18 protein-coding genes are annotated in these 24,539 nt (G+C 60.7%); 10 read left to right on the forward strand and 8 right to left on the reverse strand.

Annotated features, from left to right (window positions below):
• Positions 1 to 50: 50 nt before the first annotated feature.
• The 4 genes from ACMGGW_RS02295 to mtnN all read right to left on the reverse strand — a co-directional run bounded on the left by ACMGGW_RS02295 (position 51) and on the right by mtnN (position 2,623).
• Entirely contained in the window at positions 51 to 299 is a 249-nt protein-coding gene (locus ACMGGW_RS02295) for a hypothetical protein (RefSeq protein WP_065424607.1), read from the reverse strand.
• A 200-nt stretch (positions 300 to 499) separates the two neighbouring features.
• A complete protein-coding gene (locus ACMGGW_RS02300) occupies positions 500 to 1,114 on the reverse strand; it encodes a TRIC cation channel family protein (protein WP_038873529.1) in 615 nt (204 codons plus the stop codon).
• Positions 1,114 to 1,899: a vitamin B12 ABC transporter substrate-binding protein BtuF gene (btuF, locus tag ACMGGW_RS02305; RefSeq protein WP_049294851.1), complete on the reverse strand. Its 786-nt coding sequence runs from the start codon at positions 1,897 to 1,899 to the stop codon at positions 1,114 to 1,116. Before btuF ends, ACMGGW_RS02300 begins: the two co-directional genes overlap by 1 nt.
• A 22-nt stretch (positions 1,900 to 1,921) precedes the next feature.
• Complete coding sequence (gene mtnN / locus ACMGGW_RS02310) at positions 1,922 to 2,623, reverse strand: 5'-methylthioadenosine/S-adenosylhomocysteine nucleosidase (RefSeq protein ID WP_049200308.1); 702 nt, start codon at positions 2,621 to 2,623, stop codon at positions 1,922 to 1,924.
• Between the two features lie 129 nt (positions 2,624 to 2,752).
• On the opposite strand from mtnN, the gene dgt reads away from it, so the two are divergent.
• Positions 2,753 to 4,270 carry a dGTPase gene (gene dgt, locus ACMGGW_RS02315; RefSeq protein ID WP_060448158.1) on the forward strand — a complete coding sequence of 506 codons (1,518 nt, stop codon included), beginning with the start codon at positions 2,753 to 2,755 and terminating at the stop codon, positions 4,268 to 4,270.
• A 180-nt stretch (positions 4,271 to 4,450) separates the two neighbouring features.
• Complete coding sequence (degP, locus tag ACMGGW_RS02320) at positions 4,451 to 5,890, forward strand: serine endoprotease DegP (protein ID WP_049294833.1); 1,440 nt, start codon at positions 4,451 to 4,453, stop codon at positions 5,888 to 5,890.
• Between the two features lie 68 nt (positions 5,891 to 5,958).
• Here the strand turns inward: degP and barA are convergent, their stop codons facing one another.
• Positions 5,959 to 8,685: a two-component sensor histidine kinase BarA gene (barA, locus tag ACMGGW_RS02325; protein WP_049204768.1), complete on the reverse strand. Its 2,727-nt coding sequence runs from the start codon at positions 8,683 to 8,685 to the stop codon at positions 5,959 to 5,961.
• A 66-nt stretch (positions 8,686 to 8,751) separates the two neighbouring features.
• Here barA and rlmD point away from each other — a divergent pair, with 66 nt between their 5' ends.
• The 8 genes from rlmD (at position 8,752) to ACMGGW_RS02365 (ending at position 19,710) form a co-directional block, all read left to right on the forward strand.
• Positions 8,752 to 10,101 carry a 23S rRNA (uracil(1939)-C(5))-methyltransferase RlmD gene (gene rlmD, locus ACMGGW_RS02330; RefSeq protein WP_025301596.1) on the forward strand — a complete coding sequence of 450 codons (1,350 nt, stop codon included), beginning with the start codon at positions 8,752 to 8,754 and terminating at the stop codon, positions 10,099 to 10,101.
• Positions 10,102 to 10,110: 9 nt separating this feature from the next.
• Positions 10,111 to 12,342, forward strand: coding sequence for a GTP diphosphokinase (relA, locus tag ACMGGW_RS02335; protein ID WP_025301597.1), 2,232 nt, complete (start codon positions 10,111 to 10,113; stop codon positions 12,340 to 12,342).
• A gap of 102 nt (positions 12,343 to 12,444) precedes the next feature.
• Positions 12,445 to 13,239, forward strand: coding sequence for a nucleoside triphosphate pyrophosphohydrolase (gene mazG, locus ACMGGW_RS02340; protein ID WP_025301598.1), 795 nt, complete (start codon positions 12,445 to 12,447; stop codon positions 13,237 to 13,239).
• A 351-nt stretch (positions 13,240 to 13,590) separates the two neighbouring features.
• The gene (pyrG, locus tag ACMGGW_RS02345) at positions 13,591 to 15,228 is read left to right on the forward strand and encodes a glutamine hydrolyzing CTP synthase (RefSeq protein ID WP_004932674.1); all 1,638 of its coding nucleotides are present in this window, start codon (positions 13,591 to 13,593) and stop codon (positions 15,226 to 15,228) included.
• 81 nt (positions 15,229 to 15,309) lie between these two features.
• On the forward strand, positions 15,310 to 16,605 hold the full coding sequence (eno, locus tag ACMGGW_RS02350; RefSeq protein ID WP_025301599.1) for a phosphopyruvate hydratase: 1,296 nt from the start codon (positions 15,310 to 15,312) through the stop codon (positions 16,603 to 16,605).
• 286 nt (positions 16,606 to 16,891) lie between these two features.
• Complete coding sequence (locus ACMGGW_RS02355; protein ID WP_025301600.1) at positions 16,892 to 18,082, forward strand: NAD(P)/FAD-dependent oxidoreductase; 1,191 nt, start codon at positions 16,892 to 16,894, stop codon at positions 18,080 to 18,082.
• A complete protein-coding gene (locus ACMGGW_RS02360) occupies positions 18,079 to 18,483 on the forward strand; it encodes a hypothetical protein (RefSeq protein WP_080271238.1) in 405 nt (134 codons plus the stop codon). Before ACMGGW_RS02355 ends, ACMGGW_RS02360 begins: the two co-directional genes overlap by 4 nt.
• Before the next feature lie 30 nt (positions 18,484 to 18,513).
• The gene (locus ACMGGW_RS02365; protein ID WP_025301602.1) at positions 18,514 to 19,710 is read left to right on the forward strand and encodes a methionine gamma-lyase; all 1,197 of its coding nucleotides are present in this window, start codon (positions 18,514 to 18,516) and stop codon (positions 19,708 to 19,710) included.
• Between the two features lie 37 nt (positions 19,711 to 19,747).
• Here ACMGGW_RS02365 and ACMGGW_RS02370 read toward each other — a convergent pair whose 3' ends face one another.
• The 3 genes from ACMGGW_RS02370 to hutU form a co-directional block, all read right to left on the reverse strand.
• Entirely contained in the window at positions 19,748 to 21,142 is a 1,395-nt protein-coding gene (locus ACMGGW_RS02370; RefSeq protein WP_025301603.1) for an amino acid permease, read from the reverse strand.
• A gap of 102 nt (positions 21,143 to 21,244) precedes the next feature.
• On the reverse strand, positions 21,245 to 22,780 hold the full coding sequence (hutH, locus tag ACMGGW_RS02375) for a histidine ammonia-lyase (protein ID WP_025301604.1): 1,536 nt from the start codon (positions 22,778 to 22,780) through the stop codon (positions 21,245 to 21,247).
• Positions 22,777 to 24,468, reverse strand: coding sequence for a urocanate hydratase (hutU, locus tag ACMGGW_RS02380; protein ID WP_025159649.1), 1,692 nt, complete (start codon positions 24,466 to 24,468; stop codon positions 22,777 to 22,779). Before hutU ends, hutH begins: the two co-directional genes overlap by 4 nt.
• Positions 24,469 to 24,539 lie beyond the last annotated feature (71 nt).

Below are 24,539 nucleotides of genomic sequence, written 5' to 3' on the forward strand. Positions count from 1 at the left end.
AGAACATCAACCCGCTCGCCTTAGGCCGGCGGGTTTTTTTATGCCTACCATTACCATTCCACGAGGATCACTTCCGCACCGTTCTGCTGCGTCGGTGGGTTGCGGATGATCTTCGGCTGCGCCGTCGCGTGGCTGCATTCGGCCTGGGGGACGGCGGCTTCGAGGCGCACGGCGCATTGCGGTTCAATGGTCAGGGTAACGCCGATCTGGCCGCTGACGGCATCGGCATACGCGGCGCCACTCAGCAGGGCGCCACAGCAGGCAAGCAGAATTTTTTTCATCATTGCGGGAATAGTCATCCGTAAGCCATCTTGTGATGACTTATCGGCAAAAAGTTAAAAAGTTTTAACAGCGTGGGGAAGGGATTAACCTGCGGGTAACAGAATTTTACATCGACACTACGCTATTTTTTGGACGAAAATAATACCACTGGACCCGTTTTTAGTCTAATAAATCACCCGGTGCGGCGTTGCCACGCGTCGCCCCGCAGGGCGACGGCTCAGCGTTCGAGAATAAAGGCGGGCAGCTTGAGGTGCCAGCGGATGGCCGCCAGCCGAATGGCCAGCGTGATGATCATGCCCAGCATCATGGCCTGTTGCAGCGGCATGTGGAAGGTGTAAAACGCCGTAGCGTGCACGATGCCGCCGATGATGCAGGCGGTGGCGTAAATTTCGGTGCGCAGGATCATCGGGATCTCGCGCGCCAGCACGTCGCGGATAATGCCGCCGCCGACGCCGGTGATCACTCCCATGCAGATCGCCACCAGCGGGCCGGTGCCGGCCGCGAAAGCCTTGTTGACGCCGATGCCGACGAACACCGCCAGCCCGACGGCGTCGAGCACCGGCAGCACCCATTTCGGCAGGCGGCGCGGCTGGCGCACCAGCAGCAGCGTCAAGACGCAGGTGATCATCGCCACCACCAGATCGGTGGGATCCTTGACCCAGAACACCGGGCCGTTGGCCAGCGCCATATCGCGGATGGTGCCGCCGCCGACCGCGGTGACCACGCCCAATACCAGTACGCCGAACGGATCCATGCGCAGCTTGCCGGCTAACAGTACGCCGGAGACGGCGAACACCGCCGTGCCGAGAATATCCAACCAGAACACCAGCATCAGCGGATCTCCGCCAGTTGGCGGCACAGCTGCTGCGCCGCCAACAGCAGGCGCGGCCCGCCGCGATTGAACCAGTCTTCGTTCAGCGCGATCACCGGCACCTGCAGCTGCGGCGCCCAGAAGGCTTTCACATTGGCGGCCTCTTTCGCGCCGCCGGTGATGACGATGGCCTGGGGTTGACGCGCCAGCACCTGCTCGCGGCTGATCTGCGGCCAAGGGGTGCGGCTATCGGCGAAGACGTTCTGCCCGCCGCACAGCGCCAGCACCTGGCTTTGCAATGTGGCGCCGGAGCTGGTGAACAGCGGCTGGGTGCCGAACTGCAGCAGCACGCGCCGTGGTGAGTTAGCGGCGTATTGTTGCTTGAGAGCGGCGAACTGGCGGCGAAGGTCGTCTGCCGCCTGATGCGCCTGATCCGGGTGCGGGCTGTATTGCGCCAGCTTATCCAGCAAGCCGGCGATCCCCCCGAGGTTGTCGGCGTCCGCATAGAAGATCGGGATGCCGAACGCGGCGAGCTGATCCAGCACGCGCTGCGGATTGCCGCCGCGCCAGGCGAGGATCAGGTCCGGCTTGAGCGCCAGCACCCGCTCCAGGTTGATGCCCTGCCAGGAGGCCACCTGCTCCAGCTTGGCGGCCTGCGGCGGGTAATCGGAATAGGCGCTCGCCGCCACCAGTACCTCGCCCATGCCGGCGGCATAGGCGAGCTCGGTGGCGTTGGGCGCCAGGCTAATCACCCGCTGGGCGGCGCCGACCGGCAGGGCCAGCCAGAGCGCCAACAGACAGAACATCGAGGTGAAGCGCAGCCTCACATCAACCGCGCTTGGCCAGGGTTTGCAGCATGGCATTGACCATCAGCGTAGACTGCTTGGCCGCTACCACCAGGAACTCGTCAAAGCTCATGTGCGACTCGCTGTCGGCGACGTCGGAAATGGCGCGCACCACCACGAACGGCGTGCCGAACAGATGGCAGACGTGGGCGATCGCCGCGGCTTCCATTTCCACGGCGGCGACGCGCGGGAAAGTGGCGCGGATGCGCGCCAGCGGCTCGGCGCCGTTGATGAAGGCGTCACCGCTGCAGATCAGGCCGCGCACCGCGTGCAGATCCAGCTGTTTGATGCAGCTTTCCGCCAGCGCGATCAGCGCGTCGTCGGCGACGAACGCCGCCGGGCAGCCGGCCATCTGGCCCGGCTCGTAGCCGAAGGCGGTGACGTCGGCGTCGTGGTAGCGCACTTCTTCCGACACCACGATATCGCCCACGCGCAGGGTGCTGGCCAGGCCGCCGGCGGAACCGGTGTTGATCACCAGATCCGGGCTGCAGTGTTCCAGTAGCAGGGTGGTGCCCATGGCCGCAGAGACTTTGCCGATGCCGGATTTCAGCAAGGCCACGTCAACGCCGCCGATCTGGCCGGTGTAGATTTCGCAGCCCGCGCGCTGGATGGTTTGACGGTTTTCGATTTGATCGCGCAGCAGGGTGACTTCCTGCTCCATTGCGCCGATGATGCCTACTTTCATAAATAACACTCGCTGATTGGCCGTGAGAATTGCGGCATAGTCTATCATGGCTGTGTATCAGAGATAATGCGTTGCATCCGCTGCCGGGAATTGTTATCACGGGGGCAGGGCGCAACGGCGGAGAAACAGATGTCCGGGATCGACTTCAAGCAAAAAATCAGCTTCCAACGGCCTTTCAGCAAACCGATCGAGGCCGAGGAAGAGTACGACATCGTGCGGCAGTTCGAGAGCGATCGCGGGCGCATCGTCAACTCGGCCGCCATTCGCCGTCTGCAGCAAAAAACCCAGGTGTTTCCGCTGGAACGCAACGCGGCGGTGCGCAGCCGCCTGACGCACTCGATGGAGGTGCAGCAGGTTGGGCGCCACATCGCCAAAGAGATCCTCAATCGCTTCAAACAGGCGGGGAGAATTGATGAGCTCGGCTTGACCCGGCTGCTCGATCCGTTTGAAAGCATCGTGGAAATGGCCTGCCTGATGCACGACATCGGTAATCCGCCGTTCGGGCACTTCGGCGAGTCGGCGATCAACGACTGGTTCGCCCAGCGGCTCGATCCCGCCAGCTGCGGCAGCGAGCCGGGCAGCCACGATCGCTGCCAGGTGGCGACGCTGCGCCTGCATGAAGGGGAGAGCGATCTGAACCGGCTGCGCAGCCGGATCCGTCAGGATCTCAGCCACTTCGAGGGCAACGCCCAGGCGATCCGCATGGTGTACAGCCTGCTCAAGCTCAACCTGACCTACGCGCAGGTCGGCTGCATTTTGAAATACACCCGCCCGGCCTACTGGGCGAGCGACATCCCTGCCAGCCACAGTTACCTGATGAAAAAGCCCGGCTACTATCTGGCGGAAGAGGCCTTCGTCGATCGGTTGCGGCGCGAGCTGCACATGGGCGAGTTCGATCGTTTCCCGCTGACCTATATTATGGAGGCCGCCGACGATATCTCGTACTGTGTGGCCGATCTGGAAGACGCGGTGGAGAAGAGCATTTTCACCGTCGAGCAGCTGTATCAGCACCTGATTCAGGAGTGGGGCGAGGTGGTGCCGGGCGATCTGTTCGACAAGACCGTCGCCAGCGCGTTTCGCAAGATCGATCGCGGCGGCGCGCGGCGCAGCGCGGAAGATCAGTTCTTCATGTATCTGCGGGTGTTTACCGTGGCGCGGCTGGTGCCGCATGCGGCGCAGCGCTTTATCGACAATCTGGACGCGGTCTATCAGGGCAGTTTCAATCAGGCGCTGCTGGAGGATTCCAGCCCGGCCTATCGGCTACTGAAGATATTTAAAAATGTGGCGTTCAAGCACGTGTTCAACCACCCTGAGGTCGAGCAGCTCGAGCTGCAAGGCTATCGGGTGATCAGCGGCCTGCTGGACATTTACAGCCCGCTGTTGGCGATGTCGCTGGCGGACTTCAGCCAGCTGGTGCGCGAGGACAGCCATCGCGCTTATCCGATTGAAACACGCCTGTTCCACAAGCTGTCCACCAAGCATCGGCTAGCGTATGCGGAGGCGGTAGAAGGGCTGCAGCATTTATCGCCGGAGCAGCAAGGCATTCGGGAATATTATTTCCGCGCGCGTTTATTGCAGGACTATATCAGCGGAATGACCGACCTGTACGCCTATGATGAATATCGTCGATTGATGGCGGCGGAATAATTGAGCTGAAGAATAATTGCCAGCAATTCCAACCGGTTGGCTGTCTCGAGTTTTGTAAAGACGGACAATATTTGTTTACTATTGCCAATCATCTGTGCCGGAACTTCGGGCTATTAATTAACTCTGAATAAGCACGCAAGACGGCCATTCTTTTTGAACGACTTTATAAGAGACACACAGATGAAAAAAACCGCATTAGTTCTGAGCGCACTGGCATTCAGTATCGGTATGGCGATGGGCCCGGCGACGGCCAGCGCCGCTGAAACCGCCTCTTCCAGCACCCAACAGCTGCCGAGCCTGGCACCGATGCTGGAGAAGGTGATGCCTTCCGTCGTGAGCATTAACGTTGAGGGCAGCACCACGGTCAATACGCCGCGCATGCCGCAGCAGTTCCAACAGTTCTTCGGTGAGGATTCGCCGTTCTGCCAGGACGGTTCGCCATTCCAGGGCTCGCCGATGTGTCAGGGCGGTGAACAGCCAGGGCCGGATGGCCAGCCGCAGGGCACGCAGCAGAAATTCCAGGCGCTGGGCGCCGGGGTGGTCATCGATGCCACCAAGGGCTATGTGGTGACCAATAACCACGTGGTGGACAACGCCAACAAGATCCAGGTGCAGCTGAGCGACGGACGCCGCTTCGACGCCAAAGTGATCGGCAAGGATCCGCGTTCCGATATCGCGTTGATCCAGCTGAAAGACTTCAAGAACCTGACGGCGATCAAGATGGCGGACTCCGATCAGCTGCGCGTCGGTGATTACACCGTGGCGATCGGCAACCCGTACGGGCTGGGTGAAACCGCCACCTCGGGCATCGTGTCCGCCCTGGGGCGCAGCGGCCTGAACATCGAAAACTACGAAAACTTTATCCAGACCGATGCGGCGATCAACCGCGGCAACTCCGGCGGCGCGCTGGTTAACCTGAACGGCGAGCTGATCGGCATCAACACCGCGATCCTGGCGCCGGACGGCGGCAATATCGGTATCGGCTTCGCTATTCCGAGCAACATGGTGAAAAACCTGACGGCGCAAATGGTCGAGTATGGCCAGGTGAAACGCGGCGAGCTGGGCATCATGGGCACCGAGCTGAACTCTGAGCTGGCCAAGGCAATGAAAGTCGATGCGCAGCGCGGGGCCTTCGTCAGCCAGGTAATGCCGAAATCTTCCGCCGCGAAGGCGGGCATCAAGGCCGGCGACGTGATCGTCACCATGAACGGCAAGGCCATCTCCAGCTTCGCCTCGTTCCGGGCGGAGATCGGCACGCTGCCGGTCGGCAGCAAGATGTCGCTGGGCATTATTCGCGACGGCAAGCCGGTAACGATTGACGTCACGCTGGAGCAAAGCGCGCAGACCCAGGTGGCCTCGGGCAATATCTACACCGGCATTGAAGGCGCCGAGCTGAGCAATACCCAGGTCGGCAACGTGAAAGGCGTCAAGGTCGACAGCGTGAAAGCCGGCAGCGCCGCCGCGCGCATCGGCCTGAAAAAGGGCGACGTGATCCTGGGCGTGAACCAACAGCCGATCCAGAACCTGGGCGAGCTGCGTAAAATCCTCGACAGCAAACCGTCGGTGCTGGCGTTGAATATTCAGCGTGGCGATAGCCAACTGTACCTGCTGGCGCAGTGATAAACATCAGGCGCTAAAAGCAACAAAGGCACGCTACGGCGTGCCTTTTTGCATTATGGCCTGAGGATTCAGGCCGGTTGCGCCAGATGCGCGCGCGCCGCGTGGATCACCAGTTCAATCTCATCCAACAGCTCCAGCCACTCCGGCTCCAGTTCGTCGTTGGTGATGCCCTGGCGCAGCTGCCGCTCGAGGTAGAAACACAGCTGCTTGAGGCGCGGCACGCCGCTGTAGCTGCAGCTGCCGTGCAGCTTATGGACCAGGTCGAGGATCTCGTCGTCGTGTTGCCCCTCGAGCAGCGCCTGCACCCGTTCGCGCACCTGCGGCAGGAAATCGAGCAGCATTTGCAGCAGATCGCGCGCCAGATCCGGTTTATTGGCCGCCTGGCGCAGCGCCAGCGGCCAGTCGAGCGACAGCGGGGCATCGTCGGCGACGGCGCTTTCCACGTCGCCGCTGTGGTAGCGCGACAGCACGCGGGTCAGCATTTTCTCGTCGATCGGCTTGGCCAGGTAGTCGTCCATCCCGGCCTGCAGCAGATGCTCGCGTTCGCCGCTGGCGGCATGGGCAGTGACGGCGACGATCGGCGTAGAGTTGTGGTGCGGCAGTTGGCGGATCAGTTCGCTGGCGTGAATGCCGTCCATCTTCGGCATTTGAATGTCCATCAGGATCAGATCCAGCACGTTGTTGCGCGCCAGCGCCAGCGCTTCCTCACCGCTCTCGCACAGCAGCGTTTTTTCCACCTGTTCGCCCAGCAGCGTGCCGATCAGCTTCAGGTTGGCCGGGTTGTCGTCCACCGCCATCACCGTCAGCGGCAGACGTTTACGCTCAGGTGGGGCGGCGAGCCGATCGGGCGTCTCCATTCTCAGCAGCGGGAACAGACGCGTGCTGGTGATAGGCTTGATCAGGCAGCCGAGCGCGCCTTGTTGCTTAAGCAGCTCGGCGTCGATCTGCGCCTGGCACGGCAGCGCCAGAATGACCCGATCGGCCAGCTTCAGCGAGGCCAACAATTTGTCCTGATGCTGCGCCATGTTGTCGCGGAACGGGATCGGCACGCCGGCCAGCAGGAAATCGTAATGGCCTGACGGCAGCTGGCCCAGCGTCGGCGAGTGGGTGATCACCAGCTGCGTGACGCTGAGCATGTTGAGCGTCGCCTGTGCCGCCGTCGGGTTGGACTCGATATAGGCCAGCGTTTTGCCGTTCAGATCCGGCAGGCTCGGCGCCAGCGACAGCATGCCCTCGTTCAGATCCAGCGTGATGTGGAACCAGAAGGTCGAGCCGCGATTCAGCTGGCTGTGGAAGCAGATGTCGCCGCCCATCTCCTTCACCAGTTTTTGCGTGATCACCAACCCTAGCCCGGTGCCGCCGTGGCGGCGGGAGATGCTGGCGTCTGCCTGACGGAATGCCTGGAACAGCTGCGACTGCTGGCGTTCGGAAATGCCGATGCCGGTGTCGTGGATCTGCACTTCCACTTCCACCCGGCGATCCAGCTGTTTGCGCAGCTCGACGCGGATATCGATATTGCCGGTTTCGGTGAACTTGATGGCGTTCCCCAGCAGGTTGGTGATGATTTGCTGCAGGCGCAGCGAGTCGCCGATCACCTGCTCCGGCACGTCGTTGTGCACATCCAGCGTCAGCTCCAGCCCTTTGTCGTGGGCGCTGGGGGCCAGCAGCACCACCACTTCGTCCAGCGTTTCGCGCAGGGCGAACGGAATATGCTCCAGCACCAGCTTGCCGGCCTCCAGCTTGGAGAAGTCCAGCACGTCATTGATGATGGTCAGCAGGTTGTTGGCCGAGCGCTCGATGGTCTGCAAATAGTCGGTTTGGGTCGCGCTCAGATCGGTTTTCAGCATCTGGCGGGTAAAACCGATCACGCCGTTGAGCGGGGTACGCAGCTCGTGCGACATGTTGGCCAGGAATTCGGACTTGATGCGCGCTGCCTCCTGCGCGCGTTTTTTCGCCAAATCCAGCTCGACGTTCTGGATCTCCATTTGCTCCAGCGTTTCACGCAGGTCGGAGGTGGCCTGATCGATGTTCTGCTGCATCTCTTCGTGATAGGCGGTAAGCGACATCGCCATCGAGTTGATGCCGTTCTTCAGCATGTGCAGCTCGCCGAGCATGTAGCCCTCCACGCGGCTGTCGAGCTGGCCGCGGCGGATGCGGTCGACGGTGTTCACCATGTTGCGGATCGGGCCGGTCACGTCGCGCATCAGCCGGTAAGCAAACAGGATGGCGATACACATGCACAGCAACAGCAGCAGGGTGGAGACGAACACCTCTTTATATTGCTGCAACCGCACCGACTGCAGATCCAGCTCGATCGCCACATAGCCCAGGTTGTTGTCGGGGTGACTGCCGCCGTCAGCGGTTTCATCCGGATATTGGTTTTCCGACAGGATCGGCGTGCGGAGGATCAGCGAATCGCCGCGTCGGGTGAGCATCAGCTCGGTGGGCAACGGCACGCCTTTCGGCAGCTGCAGCTGAGCGAAGTTGTGATGATAATTGGAGGTGACGAACAAATTGTTCTGCGCATCGAACACGGTGATCGAACGCACGATGTCCGAATGGCGGCGGTGCAACAGGCTGACCAACTGCCTGACCGATTCGCGGCTGCGGAACGTCATGCCGTACTCGCTGGCCACCGCCAGCGGCTCGATGATGCTGGCGCCGGCGTCGACCAATTGCTCCTGCAGCTCGTTATAGCGGTGCACCACGAAGAAGGTGCTGAGCAGCAAACCAATCAGCAAGGTCGGGGCCAGAATCAGGATCATCATGCGCGCACGCAGGCTGTATTTGGTCATGGGATTCCAATGTGGGAGAATTGACAGCTGACACTAGCTTAATGAACCAGCACACAATCGACAAATATGGCGCAATTCTACTCTCCCAAACGCCGCGTGACGACCCGGCAGAGCTCACAAATCTTCACCGTGACGGTGAGCGATCTCGATCCTTTCGGCCAGGGCGTGGCGCGCCACGACGGCAAAGCGGTGTTCGTGCCGGGCGTATTGCCGGGCGAGCAGGCGGAAATCCAGCTGACCGAAGACAAGCGCCAGTTCGCCAAAGGCAAGCTCAAGCGCCTGCTGAGCCGCAGCCCGCAGCGGGTGGCACCGCGCTGTCCGCATTTCGGCGTGTGCGGCGGCTGCCAGCAGCAGCATGCGGATGAGGCACTGCAGCAGCAGAGCAAGGCGGCGGCGCTGGTGCGCATGATCGCCCGCGAAACCGGGGTGACCCCGCAGCAGGAACCGGTGATCGCCGGCCCGGAATACGGCTATCGCCGCCGCGCCCGCCTGAGCCTGGCGTGGCAGCCGAAGTTGCAGCGCCTGATGATGGGGTTTCGACAGGCGGCCTCCAGCGAGCTGGTAGCGGTGGAGCACTGCCCGGTGCTGCGCCCGGAGCTGGAACAGCTGCTGGCGCCGGTGCGCGCCTGCCTGAGCGGGCTGCAGGCGGTGCGGCGGCTGGGGCATGTGGAGCTGGTGCTGGCGGATAACGGCCCGCTGCTGGTGCTGCGCCATCTCGATGCCCTGAAAGAGGCGGATCGCCAGGCGCTGTTGGCGTTTGGCGAGCGGGAAAACGTCGCTGTTTATCTGGCGCCGGACAGCGACCGCGTGGAAAAACTGTGCGGTGAAACGCCGTATTATCAGGTTGACGGGCTACGCTTAGACTTCAGTCCGCGCGACTTTATTCAGGTCAATGACGCCGTAAACCAACAAATGGTGGCGCAGGCCCTTGAATGGCTCGACATTCAACCCAATGATCGGGTGCTGGACCTGTTCTGCGGCATGGGGAATTTTACCCTGCCGCTGGCGCGCCGCGCCGCTGCGGTGGTGGGCATCGAAGGTGTTGCCACGCTGGTAGCGAATGGGCAATATAATGCACATAAGAATAAGCTGAATAATGCGTCGTTCTTCCATGAGAATCTGGAGGACGACGTTGAGCGGCAACCTTGGGCAGCACAAGGGTTTGATAAGGTGATGCTGGATCCCGCCCGCGCCGGTGCGGCCGGGGTGATGTCACACATTGTAAAACTGGCGCCGGCGCGGGTGGTGTATGTTTCCTGTAACCCCACCACGCTGGCTCGCGACAGCAAAGTGCTGTTGAACGCCGGTTATCGTCTTGCGCGCGTGCGGATGTTGGATATGTTTCCGCACACGGGGCATCTTGAATCAATGGCGCTGTTTATCAACGAGCGCGCGCCAGAGGTCGCTGCAAAGTAGGGAGAAGTTATGGTTGCGGTAAGAAGTGCACATCTGAATACGGCGGGTGAGTTCGCTCTCGATGAGTGGATCGCCGGCTTGGGGCTACCTAACCCGCAGTCATGTGAGCGATTGGCCGCAACCTGGCGTTATTGTGAGCAGCAGACCCAAAACCATCCCGACGCCTCGCTGCTGCTGTGGCGCGGCCTGGAGATGGTGGAAATCCTCTCGACGCTGAGCATGGACAACGACAGTATGCGCGCCGCGCTGCTGTTCCCGCTGGTGGACGCCGGCATCGTGCAGGAAGAGACCCTGACCGAAGCGTTCGGCAATGGCATCGTCGCGCTGGTGCACGGCGTGCGCGACATGGACGCCATTCGTCAACTGAAAGCCACCCAAAACGACTCGATGGCCTCCGAACAGGTCGACAACGTGCGCCGCATGCTGTTGGCGATGGTGGAGGATTTCCGCTGTGTGGTCATCAAGCTGGCGGAACGTATCGCCCACCTGCGCGAGGTGAAAGACGCGCCGGAAGACGAACGCGTGTTGGCGGCGAAAGAGTGTTCCAACATCTACGCCCCGCTGGCTAACCGGCTCGGCATCGGCCAACTGAAGTGGGAGCTGGAAGATTTCTGCTTCCGCTACCTGCACCCGGAAGAATACAAGCGCATCGCCAAGCTGTTGCATGAGCGCCGCATCGATCGCGAACAGTTCATCGACGACTTCGTCGCCGGGCTGCGCGCCGAGATGGCCAAAGAAGGCATTCGGGTGGAGATTTACGGCCGGCCGAAACACATCTACAGCATCTGGCGCAAGATGCAGAAAAAGCACCTGGCGTTTGACGAACTGTTCGACGTGCGCGCGGTGCGCATCGTGGCGGAGCGTCTACAGGATTGCTACGCGGCGTTGGGCATCGTGCATACCCACTTCCGCCACCTGCCGGACGAGTTCGACGACTACGTCGCCAACCCGAAACCCAACGGCTACCAGTCGATCCACACCGTGGTGCTGGGGCCGCGCGGCAAAACCGTCGAGATTCAGATCCGCACCCGGCAAATGCATGAAGACGCCGAGCTGGGCGTGGCCGCACACTGGAAGTACAAAGAGGGCGCGGGGGTGACCGTGCGCTCCGGCTACGAAGAGCGCATCGCCTGGCTGCGTAAGCTCATCGCCTGGCAGGAAGAGATGGCGGACTCCGGCGAAATGCTCGACGAAGTGCGCAGCCAGGTGTTCGACGATCGGGTCTATGTCTTTACCCCGAAAGGCGACGTGGTGGATCTGCCGGCCGGCTCCACGCCGCTCGATTTCGCTTACCACATTCACAGCGACGTCGGTCACCGCTGCATCGGCGCCAAGATCGGCGGCCGCATCGTGCCGTTTACCTATCAGCTGAAGATGGGCGATCAGATTGAGATCATCACCCAGAAACAGCCAAACCCGAGCCGCGACTGGCTGAACCCGAACCTGGGCTACGTGACCACCAGCCGCGGGCGCTCGAAGATCCACAACTGGTTCCGCAAGCAGGATCGCGACAAGAACATTCTCGCCGGCCGCCAGATGCTGGACAACGAACTGGAGCATCTCGGCATCAGCCTGAAAGAGGCTGAGAAGCTGTTGATCCCGCGCTACAACATGAACTCGCTGGACGAGGTGTTGGCGGCGATCGGCGGCGGGGACATTCGCCTGAACCAGATGGTGAATTACCTGCAGGGCAAGTTCAACAAGCCGAGCGCCGAAGAGCAGGATCGCGAGGCGCTGCGCCAGCTGGTGCAGCAGAAAGCGCCGCCGCCGACCCGCAACAAGGATAACGGCCGCGTGGTGGTGGAGGGCGTGGGCAACCTGATGCACCACATCGCCCGCTGCTGCCAGCCGATCCCGGGCGACGACATCGTCGGTTTTATTACCCAGGGGCGCGGTATTTCGATCCACCGTGCGGACTGCGATCAGCTGGTCGATCTGCAATCGCATGCGCCGGAGCGCATCGTCGATGCGGTGTGGGGCGAAAGCTACTCCAGCGGTTATTCGCTGGTGGTGCGCGTGATGGCCAACGATCGCAGCGGGCTGCTGCGCGATATCACCACCATTCTGGCCAACGAAAAGGTCAACGTGCTGGGCGTCGCCAGCCGCAGCGATACCAAGAAGCAGTTGGCCACTATCGACATGGATATCGAAATCTACAACCAGCAGGTGTTGAGCCGGGTGCTGGCGAAGCTGAACCAACTGCCGGACGTGATAGACGCCAAGCGTTTGCACGGCAACTAAGCCCATATCGCCTTTCGGGCCGTATCGATAGCGGATACGGCCCGAAATCCATGAATTCTGCGGGCGCTCCCCTGCGCCCCCATTCTTTCTCAGAGATTTTTTATGACCCAATCCACTCCGCTGCAGCGTCTGCTGAACATCATGAAAACGCTGCGCGACCCGCAGCTCGGCTGCTCGTGGGACCGCAAGCAAACCTTCGCCACCATTGCGCCTTATACGTTGGAAGAGACCTACGAAGTGCTGGACGCCATCGAACGGCAGGACTACGCCGATCTGCGCGACGAACTGGGCGACTTGCTGTTCCAGGTGGTGTTCTACGCCCAGATGGGGCAGGAACAGGGGCTGTTCGATTTTGATGAGGTGTGCACCGCCATCAGCGACAAGCTGGAGCGCCGTCATCCGCACATCTTCGGCGACGCCAAGGGCGGAGACAGCGAAGCCGTGGCGGCGCGCTGGGAGCAGCTCAAGGCCGGCGAGCGCGCCGAAAAAGCGCTGCACTCGGTGCTGGACGACATTCCGCAGGCGTTGCCGGCGTTGATGAAGGCGCAAAAGATCCAAAAACGCTGCGCCTCGGTCGGCTTCGACTGGAACACGCTGGGCCCGGTGCTGGACAAAGTGTACGAAGAGATCGACGAAGTGATGCACGAAGCCCGCCAGGCGGTGGTTGATGAGAGCAAGCTGGAAGAGGAGATCGGCGATCTGCTGTTCGCCACCGTGAACCTGTCGCGCCATTTGGGCCACAAGGCCGAGAACGCGCTGCAGGCGGCGAACCGCAAGTTCGAACGCCGCTTCCGGGAGGTGGAGGCGATCGTCCAGCAACGCGGGCTGCGGCTTGAAGACGCCACGCTGGAGCAGATGGAAGACGCCTGGCAGCAGGTGAAGCGCAAGGAAAGTTGAATCGCTGCAACGACAATGTTGATCGCAAACAAGGTTCACTCAGGCTGAAACGGTTAAGCTTACGGTCAGGTCACAGGCGCAGGGCTGCCGTCGGCAGCAAAAGGCCAACAAACTGAAATCTAAGGCGTTTTATCGCTCGATAGGGGCGGTAAAAAGAAATTTTCTCCGCTAACTCTTTGTATTTCCTAGAGGGTTTAGGCGGCGCCGGCGGAGTAAACCCTGATGAACACGGGAGGGCGGCCGAGATGATGGACAGCAAAACGATCGTTTGTAGGTCAGGAGAGGTTCGGGTATACTACTTTCCCGTCCTGGTTCTTCCATCGTCTTTAAACCTAAACTCTCAGGTTCAGCATGACAACTAATTATATTTTTGTGACCGGCGGGGTCGTATCCTCTCTGGGTAAAGGCATTGCCGCAGCCTCTCTGGCGGCTATTCTTGAAGCCCGTGGCCTCAACGTTACCATCATGAAACTGGACCCGTACATCAACGTGGATCCGGGCACCATGAGCCCGATTCAGCATGGGGAAGTTTTCGTCACCGAAGACGGCGCAGAAACCGATCTGGATTTGGGTCACTACGAGCGCTTCATCCGCACCAAAATGTCGCGTCGCAACAACTTCACCACCGGCCGCATCTACTCCGACGTGCTGCGTAAAGAACGCCGCGGCGACTATCTGGGCGCGACCGTGCAGGTCATTCCGCACATCACCAACGCGATCAAAGAACGCATCATCGAAGGCGGCGAAGGCCACGATGTGGTGCTGGTGGAAATCGGCGGCACCGTCGGCGATATCGAATCGCTGCCGTTCCTCGAAGCCATCCGTCAGATGGCGGTGGAAGTGGGCCGCGAGCACACCCTGTACATGCACCTGACGCTGGTGCCTTACATGGCGGCGGCGGGCGAAGTTAAAACCAAGCCGACCCAGCATTCCGTAAAAGAGCTGCTTTCCATCGGTATTCAGCCTGATGTGCTGATTTGCCGTTCCGATCGCGCGGTTCCTGCTAACGAACGCGCGAAAATCGCGCTTTTCTGTAACGTGCCGGAAAAAGCGGTTATCTCTCTGAAAGACGTTGATTCTATTTATAAAATCCCAGGCCTATTGAAATCTCAGGGGCTGGACGATTATATTTGTAAACGATTCAGCTTGAACGCACCGGAAGCCAACCTGGCCGAATGGGAACAGGTGATCTACGAAGAAGCCAATCCGGGCGGCGAAGTGACCATCGGAATGGTCGGCAAATACGTTGAGCTGCCGGATGCCTACAAGTCGGTGATCGAAGCGCTGAAACACGGCGGGCTGAAAAACCGTCTGACCGTGAACATCAAGCTGATCGACTCGCAGGACGTAGAAACCCGCGGCGTGGAAGTGCTGAAAGGGCTGGATGCGATCCTGATCCCGGGCGGCTTCGGCTACCGCGGCGTGGAAGGCAAAGTGATGACCGCACGCTATGCGCGCGAGAACAACATTCCTTACCTGGGCATTTGCCTGGGCATGCAGGTGGCGTTGATGGAATTCGCTCGCAACGTGGCCGGCATGGAAAACGCCAACTCCACCGAGTTTATGCCAGACTGTAAGTACCCGGTGGTGGCGTTGATCACCGAATGGCGCGACGAAGACGGCAACGTCGAAGTGCGCAGCGAAGAAAGCGATTTGGGCGGCACGATGCGCGTAGGTGGCCAACAGTGCAACCTGAGCGACAACAGCCTGGTGCGTCAGCTGTACGGCGAACCGACCATTGTCGAGCGTCATCGTCACCGTTACGAAGTTAACAACATGCTGTTGAAGCAGATCGAAGCCGCAGGGCTGCGTGTCGCCGGTCGTTCCGCCGACAACAAGCTGGTCGAGATCATTGAACTGCCGAATCACCCGTGGTTTGTAGCCTGTCAGTTCCACCCGGAATTTACGTCTACGCCGCGTGATGGGCATCCGCTGTTCGCCGGCTTTGTGAAAGCCGCAGGCGAGCATCAGAAGCGCCAGGTGAAATAAAATATTTGGTGGGCGGCGCGCGGTGAGAACCGCGCGCTGTTTGTCTGGAGTTTTAGTTTAACTTGTACTGAGGAAAACCTAATGTCCAAAATCGTTAAAGTCATCGGTCGTGAAATCATCGACTCCCGCGGTAACCCGACTGTTGAAGCCGAAGTTCATCTGGAAGGCGGTTTCGTCGGCTTGGCTGCTGCGCCGTCAGGTGCTTCTACCGGTTCCCGCGAAGCGCTGGAACTGCGTGACGGTGACAAGTCTCGTTTCCTGGGTAAAGGCGTACTGAAAGCCGTTGCTGCAGTAAACGGTCCGATTGCTCAGGCAGTACTGGGTAAAGATGCCAAAGACCAGGCGAACATCGACAAGATCATGATCGATCTGGACGGCACCGAAAACAAATCCAACTTCGGCGCCAACGCCATTTTGGCGGTTTCCCTGGCAGCAGCGAAAGCGGCCGCAGCCTCTAAAGGCATGCCGCTGTACGAGCACATCGCTGAGCTGAACGGCACCCCAGGCAAATTCTCCATGCCACTGCCGATGATGAACATCATCAACGGCGGCGAGCACGCTGACAACAACGTCGACATTCAGGAATTCATGATTCAGCCGGTTGGCGCGAAGACCCTGAAAGAAGCGGTGCGCATCGGTTCTGAAGTGTTCCACCACCTGGCGAAAGTTCTGAAAGCCAAAGGCATGAACACCGCCGTGGGCGACGAAGGCGGCTACGCGCCAAACCTGGGTTCCAACGCCGAAGCGCTGGCCGTTATCGCTGAAGCGGTAAAAGCGGCGGGCTACGAGCTGGGCAAAGACGTTACTCTGGCGATGGACTGCGCGGCTTCCGAATTCTACAAAGACGGTAAATACGTGCTGGCCGGCGAAGGCAATAAAGCCTTCACTTCCGAAGAGTTCACTCACTTCCTGGAAGAGCTGACCAAACAGTACCCAATCGTGTCTATCGAAGACGGCTTGGATGAATCTGACTGGGCGGGCTTCGCTTACCAGACCAAAGTGCTGGGCGACAAAATTCAGCTGGTGGGCGACGACCTGTTCGTGACCAACACCAAGATCCTGAAAGAAGGCATCGAGAAAGGCATCGCTAACTCCATCCTGATCAAATTCAACCAGATCGGTTCTCTGACCGAAACGCTGGCTGCAATCAAGATGGCGAAAGACGCTGGTTACACCGCGGTGATCTCTCACCGTTCCGGTGAAACCGAAGACGCGACCATCGCCGACCTGGCGGTAGGGACTGCGGCTGGCCAGATCAAAACCGGCTCCATGAGCCGTTCTGACCGCGTTGCTAAATACAACCAACTGATCCGTATCGAAGAAGCGCTGGGTGACCGTGCGCCATTCAACGGCCTGAAAGAAGTTAAAGGCCAGTAAGTTCGACCGATTCGGTTGTTAAATAAAAACCCGCTGCGGCGGGTTTTTTTATAGCTATAACCGATATATTAACCAGTAGTTATTTATTAAAAACGGTAGTTTTTAACGGGGTAAATTTATTCCGATATCTCTCTTTCCTGTTTTTATATTCCCATTTTATTTGCTTTATAACTATTCGTTACTAGACTGCCAATAAGGCAGTTTATTTCTCGCCGTTCTGCCGTAGAACTTCATCATCACCATACCTTAATACTGCCGGCTTGCTGGCCGGTTGAGCGGGGGCTTGATGCGACAGCGAATCATCATTATCGGCGGTGGAACCGGCGGCACCATCCTGGCCAATTTATTGGCCGCAAAATTACACCAAGAGATTATTAATAATAAAGTCGAGTTATTAATGATATCGGATTCGCCGCTGCATTATTACAAGCCGGCGTTTATGTATGTGGCGTTCAATGCTTTTTTCAAGCAAGAGCTCACGCGTTCACAGCGGAGTTTATTGCGGCCTGAAATACAGTTTATTGTTGATAAAGCGCAATCTTTCGATTTAAAACAGCGAAGTATAGCTACGCAAAGCGGTAAAATTTATTCCTATGACTTTCTGGTCTTTGCTACCGGCTGTGTCCCTTGGCCAGAACGCATCGAAGGATTGGCGCAGGCGGGCGATCATTTTTATCAGTATCAGGCCGCCAGGCGGCTGGCGCATAAGCTGGCGACGATCGAAAAAGGCCGAATTTTCATCACCGTGTCCTTCCCCGAAACGCCCAACGTGCCCCATCAGTGCGGCATTGCGCCGATCGAAACCACCTTGATGCTGGACGACTACCTGCGGCGGCGCGGCGTGCGCAAGGCGGTAGAGATTGTGTACACCTACCCGACCATTTCCCAACTGCTGCGCAACTGCCTGTTTTTGCAGCGGCCGACCGGCGAAGCGCTGCCCGCCATTTTTGCCGCGCGCGACATTCGCCACCAGCGTGGGTTTACCCTCAGCCGGGTAGACGCCCAGCGTAACATCGCCTATTCCGCCGAAGGGGAAGAACAGCCGTTCGACATTCTGATGGCAACGCCGCCGATTCGCGCAGTCGAGGCGGTGCGCAATACCGGGTTGAGCGAGAGTCAAAACGGCGAAGGCTGGCTGCCAACCGATCATCAAACGCTGCAGGTCTACGGCCAGCAGGGCGTATATGTGATCGGCGATACCGTGGATTTGCCGGTCAGCAAGGCCGGCGGCTCTTGCCATAATCAGGCGCCGGTCATTGCCGACAACATCGTGGCGGAAATGCGGCTGGGCCAGCCCGTGAGCCATTACGATGGCAAGGTGCAGGCGGTCGCGCAAATGGGGCTGAATGCCGGCATGCCGCTGGTCTACGACTACCGGCATGACGTACTGCCGACGCCCGCCACCAAGGTAGGCGGCATGCTGCGCAATGGGTTTAACCGTGGCCTTTACTGGGCCACGGTAAGGGGGCTGATATGACGGAAAGCACGGTGCATGCGGCGGACCTGCAATCATTGGCGGCGTTGCTCGAGAAATTGCAGCCGCTGCTGGCGGGCGGGCGGTTGGATAACGTGGTCGATCTGTTGTCGCTGTTGTCGGACGTGGTGGATATCGCCGACAACGCGCTGGTGGAGAAACTGGCCGGCGTGTTTGAAGGGCTGGTTACGGTCGGTTGGGAGGGGGGGACTGCGTTGCAGATGGCGCACAGCGAGCTGCAATTGAATCCTCCGCCGGCCAGTTTTCGCGCGCTGTACGCCTTGCTGAAGCAGCCGGATACCCTGCTGGGGTTGACGCTGCTGCTGCGTACTTTACAAATCATCGGCCAGCGCACGCGAGACAGCGCATTGCCGCCGGCCCTTTCGGATGAATCAACGAATTAAGCTTCACCCACTCAGGTAAGGAGTTGTGTTATGTCCGCTACAGCAGTTGGCCACGACTTTGCCACCCGGGCTATTCATTACGGCTACGATCCGCAGCGGTATCAGGGGGCACTGTCTCCGCCGGTGTTTATGAGCTCTACGTTTGCTTTTCCCACCGCGGAATACGGCGGTGCCTGCTTTGCCGGCACCGAGCCGGGGTACTTTTATTCGCGCATCGCCAATCCGACGTTAACCCTGCTCGAGCAACGCATCGCCAACCTGGAGGAGGGGGAGGCGGCGGTGGCGTTCGCTTCCGGTATGGGGGCGATCACCGCGTGTTGCTGGACGCTGCTCAGACCGGGCGATGAGCTGATTGTCGATGAAACCGTCTATGGCTGTACCTTCAGCTACTTTCATCATGGCTTGGCACGCTTCGGCGTCAAGATAACCCACGTTGACCTGACCCGGCCGGAGCGGCTAGCGTCGGCCATGGGTCCGCATACCCGACTGGTGTATTGCGAAACCCCGGCCAATCCCAATATGCGCTTGGTCGATATCGCCGCCGTAGCGGAGATCGCCCATCGGCATCAGGCGCTGCTGCTGGTGGACAATACCTACTGCACGCCCTATCTACAGCGGCCCTTGGCGTTAGGTGCCGATATCGTGGTGCACTCGGCGACCAAGTACCTCGGCGGGCACGGCGATCTCTTGGCCGGGATAGCGGTGACGCGCCAGGCGTTGGCCGAGGCGATCCGTCTGGAGGGGCTAAAGGACATGAACGGGGCGGTACTGTCGGCGCAGGATGCCGCGCTGGTGCTGCGTGGGATGAAAACCTTGCCGCTGCGCATGGAACGTCATTGCGATAACGCGCAGCGCCTGGCAGAGATGTTGGCGGAGCATCCGGCGGTCGAGCGGGTGTATTACCCCGGCCTGGCGAACTTCCCGCAGCATGCGTTGGCGCAGCGGCAAATGGCGCGCCCCGGCGGCATGCTGGCGTTTGAACTGCGGGGCGGCATGCGTGCAGGCATTCGCTTCCTCAATGCGCTGCAGCTCATTTTGCGCGCGGTCAGCCTGGGCGATTGCGAAAGCCTGGCGCAACACCCGGCCAGCATGACGCACTCGGCCTACACGCCGGAAGAGCGGAAACGGCACCACATCAGCGAGGGGCTGGTGCGGCTGTCCGCCGGGCTGGAGGCGTTTGACGATCTGCAGGCCGATATCCTGCAGGCGCTGGCGCAAGCGCAATAAAAAAACCCGCCGCAGCGGGTTTTATCAACAGCGGGCGTTACATCTGTTGCGTCGCCGCGGTCACCGGCGAGCCGCCGCCTTTTTTGCGCACCCACAGCCAGTAAGCCACGGTGAGTAAAGCGATCCACACCAGCCCGACGTACAGCGCGATGCGGCTCTCTTCGAAGTAGCCGAGCAGGCCGATGACGAACGCCATAAAGGCGGTCGCCAATGCCGGCGCCACCGGCCACCACGGCACCGGGAAGCTCAACTGACGAGTTTCTTCCGGCGACAGCGTGCGGCGCATGACGATCTGCGACAGCAGGATCATCAGCCACACCCAGACGGTGGCGAAGGTGGCGATCGAGGCGATGATCATGAAGACCTTCTCCGGGATCAGGTAGTTGAGCACCACCGCCAGCAGCAGGGCGACTGACATCACCAGCACCGTCATCCACGGCACGCCGCTGGCGGTCAGTTTGGTGAAGCTGCGCGGCGCCTGGCCGTCCTGCGCCATGCCGTACATCATGCGGCCGGCGCCGAAGATGTCGCTGTTGATGGCCGAAATGGCCGCGGTGATCACCACCACGTTCAGCACGTTGGCGGCGGAACTGATGCCAAGGTTGCTGAAAATCTCGACGAACGGGCTGCCGTTCTGGCCGATACTGTTCCACGGATAGATCGCCATCAGCACCGTCAGCGTCAGCACGTAAAACAGCAGGATGCGCACCGGTACGGCGTTGATCGCCTTCGGCAGCACTTTGGCGGGGTCTTTCGCCTCGCTGGCGGTAATGCCGATGATCTCGATGCCGCCGAAGGCGAACATCACCACCGCTAATGACGCGACCACGCCGCCGAAGCCGTTAGGCATAAAGCCGCCGTGTTGCCACAGGTTGCTGATACCGGTGGCGTGTTGGGTTTGCCCGAAACCGAACAGCATCACCGCCGCACCGCCGACGATCATCGCCACGATGGCGGCGACCTTGACCAGCGACAGCCAGAACTCCAGCTCGCCGAAGACCTTGACGCTGCACAGGTTGAGCGCGCCAATAAACAGGATGATGCTGAGCACCCAAACCCACTGAGCGACGTCCGGGAACCACAGCCCCATATAGATGCCGAAGGCGGTGACGTCCGCCAGGGCGACGATCACCATTTCAAAGGTGTAGGTCCAGCCGGTGAGGAACCCGGCCAGCGGGCCGAGGTAGTGGCTGGCGTAGTGGCCGAACGAGCCGGAAACCGGCTGGTGTACCGCCATTTCACCCAGCGCGCGCATCACCATGAACACCGCCGCGCCGCCCACCAGGTAGGCCAGCAGCACGGCCGGGCCGGCCAGCTGGATGGCGCCGGCGGAGCCATAGAACAGGCCGGTGCCGATCGCCGAGCCGAGAGCCATGAAACGGATATGCCGCGCGTTTAGTCCGCGTCTGAGTTGTGTCGTTTCGTTACGCATGTTGTTTCCCGTTAAGTGTTTGCCGAACAGGCACGCGCTGCCCGCGCCGGGTGGAATGCACCCGGCGGGGCAGAACAAACTGCGTGATTCAGTGTGTGATGATTATGCCTGGCTAGGCAGCAGCGCCGCAGGCAGCAGCGATGTCAGGTGACCGGCCGCCAAAAGTTGGCTGGCGGCTTCAATGTCGGGGGCGAAGAAACGATCCTTGTCGTAGAAACTGACATGCTCGCGCAGCAGACGGCGCGCCTGCTCCAGACCTTCCGAGGTCTTCAGGCCGTTGCGGAAATCCAGGCCCTGGCAGGCGGCCAGCCATTCGACCGCCAGAATGCCGCGCACGTTGTCCGCCATGCTCCACAGGCGGCGACCGGCGGCCGGCGCCATGGAGACGTGGTCTTCCTGGTTGGCGGAGGTCGGGATGCTGTCGACGCTCGACGGATGCGCCAGCGCTTTGTTTTCGCTGGCCAGCGCCGCGGCGGTGACCTGGGCGATCATGAAGCCGGAGTTCACGCCGCCGTTTTCCACCAGGAACGGCGGCAGTTGCGACATGTGTTTGTCCATCATCAGCGAGATGCGGCGTTCGGACAGCGAACCGATTTCGGCAAACGCCAGCGCCAGGTTATCGGCGGCCATCGCTACCGGTTCGGCGTGGAAGTTGCCGCCGGACAGCACGTCGCCCTGTTCGGCGAACACCAGCGGGTTATCGGAGACGGCGTTGGCTTCGATTTCCAGCACCTCGGCGGCCTGGCGGATCTGCGTCAGGCAGGCGCCCATCACCTGTGGCTGGCAGCGCAGGGAGTAAGGATCCTGCACTTTTTCACAGTTGCGGTGCGAGTCGGAGACTTCGCTGCGCGCGCCGAGCAGGTGGCGATAGGCGAGGGCGGCGTCGATCTGGCCGCGCTGGCCGCGCACCTCGTGGATACGCGCATCGAACGGGCTGCGAGAGCCCAGCGCCGCTTCCACCGTCAGACTGCCCGCCACGGTCGCCGCGGCGAACAGATCTTCGGCATCGAACAGGCCGCGCAGCGCGAAGGCGGCGGAGACTTGGGTGCCGTTCAGCAGCGCCAGGCCCTCTTTCGCCGCCAGCGTCAGCGGTTTCAGGCCGGCTTTGGCCAGCGCTTCGGTCGCCGGCAGCCATTGGCCCTGATGGCGCGCCTGGCCTTCGCCCAGCAACACCAGGCTCATGTGCGCCAGCGGCGCCAGGTCGCCGGAGGCGCCGACTGAGCCTTTCAGCGGAATATGCGGATAAACTTCGGCGTTGACCAGCGCGATCAGCGCCTGAATGACTTCCAGACGAATGCCGGAGAAGCCGCGCGACAGGCTGTTGATCTTCAGCACCATGATCAGGCGCACCAGGTTGTCGTCGGTCGGCTCGCCCACGCCGGCGGCGTGTGACAGCACGATCGAACGCTGCAGGTTTTCCAAATCGTCGCGGGCGATGCGGGTCGAAGCCAGTAGGCCAAACCCGGTGTTGATGCCGTAAGTGGTGCGGTTTTCTTCAACGATGCGTTCCACGCAGGCCACGCTCTGTTGGATAGGGCCGTAGGCGTTGTCGTCCAGCGTCAGCGTCACCGGATGTTGATACACGTCGCGTAGCTGGGCCAGCGTCAGTTTGCCCGGGCGAATAGTCAGCGCTTTCATGCTTTTTCTCCTTGGGTCGCGGCAACCATCGGCAGGTTCAGGCCTTGCTCGCGGGCGCAGTCGATAGCGATATCGTAACCGGCGTCGGCGTGACGCATGACCCCGGTAGCCGGGTCATTGTGCAAGACGCGGGCGATGCGCTCGGCGGCCTCGTCGGTGCCGTCGCAGACGATCACCATGCCGGAGTGTTGGGAGAAGCCCATGCCGACGCCGCCGCCGTGGTGCAGGGAAACCCAGGTGGCGCCGCTGGCGGTGTTCAGCAGGGCGTTCAGCAGCGGCCAGTCGGAAACCGCATCGGAACCGTCTTTCATCGCTTCGGTTTCACGGTTCGGGCTGGAAACGGAGCCGGAATCCAGGTGGTCGCGGCCGATGACGATCGGGGCGGACAGTTCGCCGCGGCGTACCATCTCGTTGAACGCCAGGCCCAGCTTGGCGCGCTGGCCGAGGCCAACCCAGCAGATGCGCGCCGGCAGGCCCTGGAAGCTGATGCGCTCGCGCGCCATGTCCAGCCAGCGGTGCAGGTGTTCGTCATCCGGGATCAGCTCTTTCACCATGGCGTCGGTTTTGTAGATGTCCTGCGGATCGCCGGACAGCGCCGCCCAGCGGAACGGCCCGATACCGCGGCAGAACAGCGGACGGATGTAGGCCGGCACGAAGCCCGGGAAGTCGAAGGCGTTGTCGACGCCGGTTTCTTTCGCCATCTGGCGAATGTTGTTGCCGTAGTCGAAGGTTGGCACGCCCATCTGCTGGAACGCCAGCATGGCTTTGACGTGATCGGCCATCGACTGCTTGGCGGCGGCGACCACTTTGGCCGGCTCGGTTTGCGCGCGCTGGCGATATTCTTCCCAGCTCCAGCCCTTCGGCAGGTAGCCGTTCAGCGGATCGTGGGCGCTGGTCTGGTCGGTGACCATGTCCGGGCGCACGCCGCGGCGCACCAGCTCAGGCAGGATTTCCGCCGCGTTGCCGCACAGAGCGATGGAGATGGCTTTGCCTTCTGAGGTGTATTTCTTGATGCGGGCCAGCGCGTCGTCCAGATCTTTGGCCTGCTCATCGACGTAGCGGGTTTTCAGACGGAAATCGATGCGGCTCTGCTGACATTCGATGTTCAGCGAGCAGGCGCCCGCCAGCGTCGCGGCCAGCGGCTGCGCGCCGCCCATGCCGCCCAGACCGGCGGTCAGCACCCAGCGCCCCTGCAGGCTGCCGTCGTAGTGCTGGCGGCCCGCTTCAACGAAGGTTTCATAGGTGCCTTGAACGATGCCCTGGCTGCCGATGTAGATCCAGCTGCCGGCGGTCATCTGGCCGTACATCGCCAGGCCTTTGGCGTCCAGCTCGTTGAAGTGTTCCCAGGTTGCCCAGTGCGGCACCAGGTTGGAGTTGGCGATCAGCACGCGCGGCGCGTTGCTGTGGGTTTTGAAGACGCCGACCGGTTTGCCGGACTGCACCAGCAGGGTTTCGTCTTCTTCCAGCGTTTTCAGGGTTTCGACGATCTTGTCGTAGCAATCCCAGTCGCGCGCGGCGCGGCCGATGCCGCCGTACACCACCAGCTCGTGTGGGTTCTCCGCAACTTCAGGATCGAGGTTGTTCATCAGCATGCGTAACGGCGCTTCGGTCAGCCAGCTTTTTGCGTTTAATTGTGTGCCGCGTGGCGCGCGTACATCGACATTGCGAACTTTGTTATTTGTAGTCACAGCAGTTTCCTCAAACAGTATCGGTGCAGATTCCATGCCGCGGTGGGGATGAGTACCACGGCATAACAATG

The sequence above is a fragment of the Serratia sp. BNK-4 genome (assembly GCF_048685115.1).
In the GTDB taxonomy this organism is placed as follows: Bacteria; Pseudomonadota; Gammaproteobacteria; order Enterobacterales; family Enterobacteriaceae; genus Serratia; species Serratia bockelmannii.

Excerpts from the sequence above, each read along its gene's own strand:
- hutH (WP_025301604.1), bottom strand. The coding sequence starts at position 22,780 with ATGAAAGCGCTGACTATTCGCCCGGGCAAACTGACGCTGGCCCAGCTA.
- relA (WP_025301597.1), top strand. The coding sequence starts at position 10,111 with ATGGTTGCGGTAAGAAGTGCACATCTGAATACGGCGGGTGAGTTCGCT.
- barA (WP_049204768.1), bottom strand. The coding sequence starts at position 8,685 with ATGACCAAATACAGCCTGCGTGCGCGCATGATGATCCTGATTCTGGCC.
- btuF (WP_049294851.1), bottom strand. The coding sequence starts at position 1,899 with ATGTTCTGTCTGTTGGCGCTCTGGCTGGCCCTGCCGGTCGGCGCCGCC.
- rlmD (WP_025301596.1), top strand. The coding sequence starts at position 8,752 with ATGGCGCAATTCTACTCTCCCAAACGCCGCGTGACGACCCGGCAGAGC.
- degP (WP_049294833.1), top strand. The coding sequence starts at position 4,451 with ATGAAAAAAACCGCATTAGTTCTGAGCGCACTGGCATTCAGTATCGGT.
- ACMGGW_RS02355 (WP_025301600.1), top strand. The coding sequence starts at position 16,892 with ATGCGACAGCGAATCATCATTATCGGCGGTGGAACCGGCGGCACCATC.
- ACMGGW_RS02300 (WP_038873529.1), bottom strand. The coding sequence starts at position 1,114 with ATGCTGGTGTTCTGGTTGGATATTCTCGGCACGGCGGTGTTCGCCGTC.
- pyrG (WP_004932674.1), top strand. The coding sequence starts at position 13,591 with ATGACAACTAATTATATTTTTGTGACCGGCGGGGTCGTATCCTCTCTG.
- mtnN (WP_049200308.1), bottom strand. The coding sequence starts at position 2,623 with ATGAAAGTAGGCATCATCGGCGCAATGGAGCAGGAAGTCACCCTGCTG.
- ACMGGW_RS02370 (WP_025301603.1), bottom strand. The coding sequence starts at position 21,142 with ATGCGTAACGAAACGACACAACTCAGACGCGGACTAAACGCGCGGCAT.
- ACMGGW_RS02295 (WP_065424607.1), bottom strand. The coding sequence starts at position 299 with ATGACTATTCCCGCAATGATGAAAAAAATTCTGCTTGCCTGCTGTGGC.
- ACMGGW_RS02365 (WP_025301602.1), top strand. The coding sequence starts at position 18,514 with ATGTCCGCTACAGCAGTTGGCCACGACTTTGCCACCCGGGCTATTCAT.
- mazG (WP_025301598.1), top strand. The coding sequence starts at position 12,445 with ATGACCCAATCCACTCCGCTGCAGCGTCTGCTGAACATCATGAAAACG.
- ACMGGW_RS02360 (WP_080271238.1), top strand. The coding sequence starts at position 18,079 with ATGACGGAAAGCACGGTGCATGCGGCGGACCTGCAATCATTGGCGGCG.
- dgt (WP_060448158.1), top strand. The coding sequence starts at position 2,753 with ATGTCCGGGATCGACTTCAAGCAAAAAATCAGCTTCCAACGGCCTTTC.
- eno (WP_025301599.1), top strand. The coding sequence starts at position 15,310 with ATGTCCAAAATCGTTAAAGTCATCGGTCGTGAAATCATCGACTCCCGC.